Annotated in this window: 4 protein-coding genes and 2 pseudogenes; 1 reads left to right on the forward strand and 5 read right to left on the reverse strand. The window is 38.9% G+C overall.

Annotation, left to right across the window (positions count from 1 at the left end; genetic code table 11):
* The 5 genes and pseudogenes from PVV59_RS09285 to PVV59_RS09305 form a co-directional block, all read right to left on the reverse strand.
* A pseudogene (locus PVV59_RS09285) lies at positions 1-193 on the reverse strand (hypothetical protein); the annotation flags it as partial.
* A 362-nt stretch (positions 194-555) separates the two neighbouring features.
* Complete coding sequence (locus tag PVV59_RS09290) at positions 556-1,146, reverse strand: antA/AntB antirepressor family protein (RefSeq protein ID WP_273755814.1); 591 nt, start codon at positions 1,144-1,146, stop codon at positions 556-558.
* Between the two features lie 317 nt (positions 1,147-1,463).
* Positions 1,464-2,047, reverse strand: a pseudogene (locus PVV59_RS09295) (hypothetical protein).
* 3 nt (positions 2,048-2,050) lie between these two features.
* Positions 2,051-2,365 carry a hypothetical protein gene (locus PVV59_RS09300; protein ID WP_273755817.1) on the reverse strand — a complete coding sequence of 105 codons (315 nt, stop codon included), beginning with the start codon at positions 2,363-2,365 and terminating at the stop codon, positions 2,051-2,053.
* 326 nt (positions 2,366-2,691) lie between these two features.
* Positions 2,692-3,135, reverse strand: coding sequence for a hypothetical protein (locus tag PVV59_RS09305; RefSeq protein ID WP_273755815.1), 444 nt, complete (start codon positions 3,133-3,135; stop codon positions 2,692-2,694).
* 202 nt (positions 3,136-3,337) lie between these two features.
* Between PVV59_RS09305 and PVV59_RS09310 the strand changes: the two genes are divergently transcribed.
* Positions 3,338-4,504 carry a site-specific integrase gene (locus PVV59_RS09310; RefSeq protein ID WP_273755816.1) on the forward strand — a complete coding sequence of 389 codons (1,167 nt, stop codon included), beginning with the start codon at positions 3,338-3,340 and terminating at the stop codon, positions 4,502-4,504.
* The last annotated feature ends 64 nt before the right edge of the window (positions 4,505-4,568 follow it).

The raw sequence follows: 4,568 nt of genomic DNA on the forward strand, positions 1-4,568 counted from the left end.
AAAGTGAAGCAGGGCGCTTTGTTGGATTCTCATTCCAGATAGCTGTTGCAAGCGCTTCATTGACAGAACCATCTTCAAAAAGAGCTGCATCAAATTTACCTGTCTTTATCCGAGAAACCACCGCATTGGGTGAAACACGCATCTTTTTTGCAAACGCACGAACCGATATCCCATCACGATGCTTCTTATTCATAGTTGCTCCTTGCCTTGATTTTTTTCCCATCTTGAGGAATGGGGTTTTCGGCGTATTAGGATAAAGAGAGCTTTACGTCACGAACTGAAAAACAAGACTTAATACGATAAGGAAATACTTAACACATTAAATTCGTTATTTATCAATATGTTATGTGTACAATGTACAGTCGATTTGAAAATTCTGTCGCTAGCGATAGTTCGCGCTCGTCCGCCCCGCAACGAAGCCAACCCGCTGGGAAGTACCTTTTGCATTGATTTTATTGTATTTTTTCTGGAATAGGAGAGGCATAATTGGCAATCTTCTTTAAATTAATATCCTCCCCACTCTGAAAGCAGGGAAGATGAGATCATATTTTAAATCTAAGCGGCTTTCGTAACAGATTTTGCTAGAACCTGTTTTGCTTCCTTAATGAGAGCTTTGTATTTTCTGTTTTCTTCATCTACTCTGAAGGCATCAAGAAGACGAACATGAATTGGACCCAGAAGATACAAAACTTTTTCACCAGCGTTCATACCTTCCCAATAACTTGGCAAATCAAAGCGTGTATCATGGTCATAATCAACAGCTTGGTTTCTCAGTTTCTTTTCACATTCAATAAAGTAACGGCGTGCTTGACGTCCTTTCTCGTTACGTTCCACCATTGAGAGCTCTTTCGCCATGTCTAAAGTGATGTGATATTCTGTACTTGGACGACCGCCTTTAGGTTTTACTAAATTTTTAGTAAAACTCACAACGCCTTGATTTTCCTGAAAGGTATTAGGTTTTACTCTTTTTTGAGTAAAACTCACAAAGTCCTGATTTTCTTGAAAAGAATATTCTTCAATCCGTCGTGAAATCCAATCGTTGAAGCGTATATTAACTTCTAAAAACGTATGCAACTCGCGTGCGTTAACAGTTTGAACAGTTTCTTGTCCAATGATTTGTTCTTTAATTTCTATGAGAGTGTTCATGTGAACTCCTAGTTGTTAGATGTTTTTGATTGACACTCTAAGAAGAGTGCCGGGTGCTCAAAAACACGGCAACTAGCCCGTCGTTATGCTTTCCCCGAAAGGGTGTTATATGGCATAACCACACCCGACAAAGCTATTATATGCGTGTAGCATACAATGAGTCAAAGCTTTTAAATTGCGGAAAATTAGTTATTTCGGCAACTAATCCGCTAGTTGTTATAAGGTGTTTTTGAGGCACCTGACTTGACGATATACTTTTTCCGTGAATCTTGTCAAGAAAGAAAATCTCAGTGTATAGCAAACATAGCTTAAGAACATTATTTAGCTTTCTTATTGGCAGCGTATTCTTGACGAGCAAGTTGTCTCTGTATGTTTTTGGTTAGTCTTTCATTGGCATATTGTGCAATAGCATTTGCAATTTCTGGCTTGGACATCACTTTAGCAATTGATGGTCCTTCTTGTTTTGCAATGGGGAATTTATCGCTGTCCACTCTTTGAAAAACATGACCGTTCATTTTTTTTAATTCAACACGCTTTGGAAAATTCCCCCCTTGATAAAACCATGGGGCAAGATTTGTTGTTTCCCAAACACTGTGTAAGTCACACCATGTTTTGTTTCTTCTGCTTGAAAAAATTTAAGAGGTATTGGTGTTCCAGAACCAATGATATCTGTCTCAAGAAACCTTGCTGTCGCCTTTTCTTTAATATAAACGCCTTTTTTAACACGCTTTGGTTGGGCTGATGAGAGGTCGGCAACTTGCTTCTCCGTAAAGCGCTCGACTTGCTTTGCTGCGGTGTTTAGAGCATTACGCAAAGCCCAATTAAGGCGTGGTGCTTGAAGACTGGTGAAGGTATCCTTCACCTGTTGAAGATACCATTTTTGATGGATGATTAACTTCAACTTCTAAGCCTTTTTGGGGGTAGGTGACTTGGAAGCTTTAGATGCTTTTGGCTGTTCGAGTGAGGTTTTCTCTGTCACTGGTTCAGATGATGTTTGTACGGCTTCTTGTTCTATCTGCTTAATTTGTTCAATTGCCTTGTCTGTTTTTGCTGTTGTCTTGATCTCAACAAAAAGTTTTGCAGCATTGGCGCGCTTGAGACGTGCGTAAACCTGATTGGAAACTTCAACAAATGGATTATTGGGTGTTGATGGTTCAAAGCGAACAGTGCTTTTGTTATCGCCAAGAACACACATTGGCTTAGTGATGACAGCTTTCATCATTGCTCCTTTTGAGTCATAATTAATGACATCATTAGTCAATTATTGATTTTTGTTATTTGAAAAATAGATTAGTCAGAATTCCCCAGAAAACAGGGCTTTCTAGCCGTGTTTCAAGATCACATTTTACTAAATTTTTAGAGGATATTTTTGAATTTTGGACACAATTCAACCAGTGCCGTGTCATCATTAAATACGACTTTTCACATATTGTCAACAAAAAAATCAATATATTGTGTTTTTTTATTTTTTTACCTAAATATGCTGCTTTACAAACAAATGATGCAAATATTCCGTTCCCAAAAATCGTTTATACGTTAAAGCATTTACCATTTATTTTTTGGATAAAAATACTTCTGGAGAGCATTTAGAGCAATACGCAAAGAACTAACAAGATGTGGTAATGTTTGATTTTCTATAACAAGATGTTGTATCGCGGCATAAAGATTATACTGTCTATAGAGGTGTTGTGCTTCTTTGATAGCCTCTTGCATGTTTGAAAACTGTTCTGTTGCAAATTTAATCCATTTTTCTTTTGCTGTCTCATCAGAAGATGAGGGCATTTTATCATAAACAGCACTTGGCAAACCTTTTGCACACGAATAGTCATTTTTCACTTCAAGATATTTTTGCGCAGCATCATATTGGTCTTGATTTATTTCGCCTTGCAAATAAAGCCGCCCAATATAGGTACTGGAAAGTGGATTTTTAGCCTCTTCTATGGTCAAACAGAAGCGTTTGGCACGCATTTCAATTGCCAATTTATCCATGGGTTCATGCGGTGTTTTTGCACGTGTTTAACACACTGATTTATAATGATAATTCACTGTTTTGTATGTTGAATGAGAGTCTCGAATAACGTAGGATTCTCTCATTTCAAATCTGTGTATGTTGTATCAGTCAAAACCACTCATTTGCACATCACAAACGGGATGAGTGTGTGGATCAAATTTGTATAAGAAAGGAGTAAAAATGGTCCTTATGAATCGTCTTAATGCAAGGTCTGTCGCAACATTGGGGGCTGGCAAATATAATGATGGTGCTGGCTTGCTTCTTCATAAGCGTAAAGATGGAGGTGCTCAATGGATTTATCGTTATACCATTCACGGGCGTCGTCGCGAAATGGGCTTGGGGGCTTTAAGAGATGTCTCTTTAAAACAAGCCCGTGAATTGGCAAATGGGTGGCGTTCTGTTTTACGTGAAGGGCGTGACCCCATTAAAGAACGCGATAAACAAAAGCGTGAAGCAATAAGCAATCTCCATTATTTAAAAGATATTGCTTTAGATGCTTTTGAAAGTCGTAAAGCTGAATTAAAAGGGGATGGTAAAAATGGACATTGGTTTTTACCTCTACGCCTTCATATTCTCCCTAAATTAGGCTGTCTGCCCGTTTCAGAAATTACGCAAACAGAGATACGCAATACCCTCGCTCCTATTTGGCATACAAAAGCTGGAACAGCAGAGAAAGCATTGAATCGTCTTAATATTTGTCTCAAACATGCGGCTGCCTTGGGATTGGATGTTGATTTACAAGCAACAGAAAAAGCACGCGCTCTCTTAGGAAAACAACGTCATAAGAAACAAAACTTTCCAGCAATGGATTGGAGAGAGGTTCCGGCTTTTTATAAAACACTTTGTGAAGCATCAACCCTAACACAACTGGCTTTACGTTTGCTTATCCTTACAGGCGTTCGTACCAATCCTTTGTGTCATATTCATAAAGATCAAGTTGAGGGGGATATATGGACTATTCCTGCTGAGAATATGAAAGGAAGGCGTGATGCTACAACAGAATTTCGCGTTCCTTTATCAACAGAGGCATTAGAAATCTTAAAACAAGCGCGTCCGCTTTCTCGTAATGACTTCTTTTTTTCTGCAACCGGTCGGGGTCCCCTTAGTGATAAATGTATGGCTCAATATATGAGACATAATAAACTTGCTGCCTGCCCGCATGGATTTCGTTCTAGTTTACGCAATTGGCTTGCTGAAACAACCGATGCCCCCTATGAGGTCGCTGAAACCATTCTAAGTCATACGGTTGGGGGTAAAGTAGAGCGTGCTTATCGTCGTACTGATTATTTAGAACAGCGCCGTGTTTATATGGATAAATGGGCGGCTTATGTTACAGGTCAAGCTTAAGATATGGGGTGCATAACCCCATGATCTGTGGATAACTTTATCTCTCTCTTCTCTCATTCTTTCT

This window comes from Bartonella sp. MM73XJBT.G (genome assembly GCF_028618435.1).
Lineage (GTDB): Bacteria > Pseudomonadota > Alphaproteobacteria > Rhizobiales > Rhizobiaceae > Bartonella.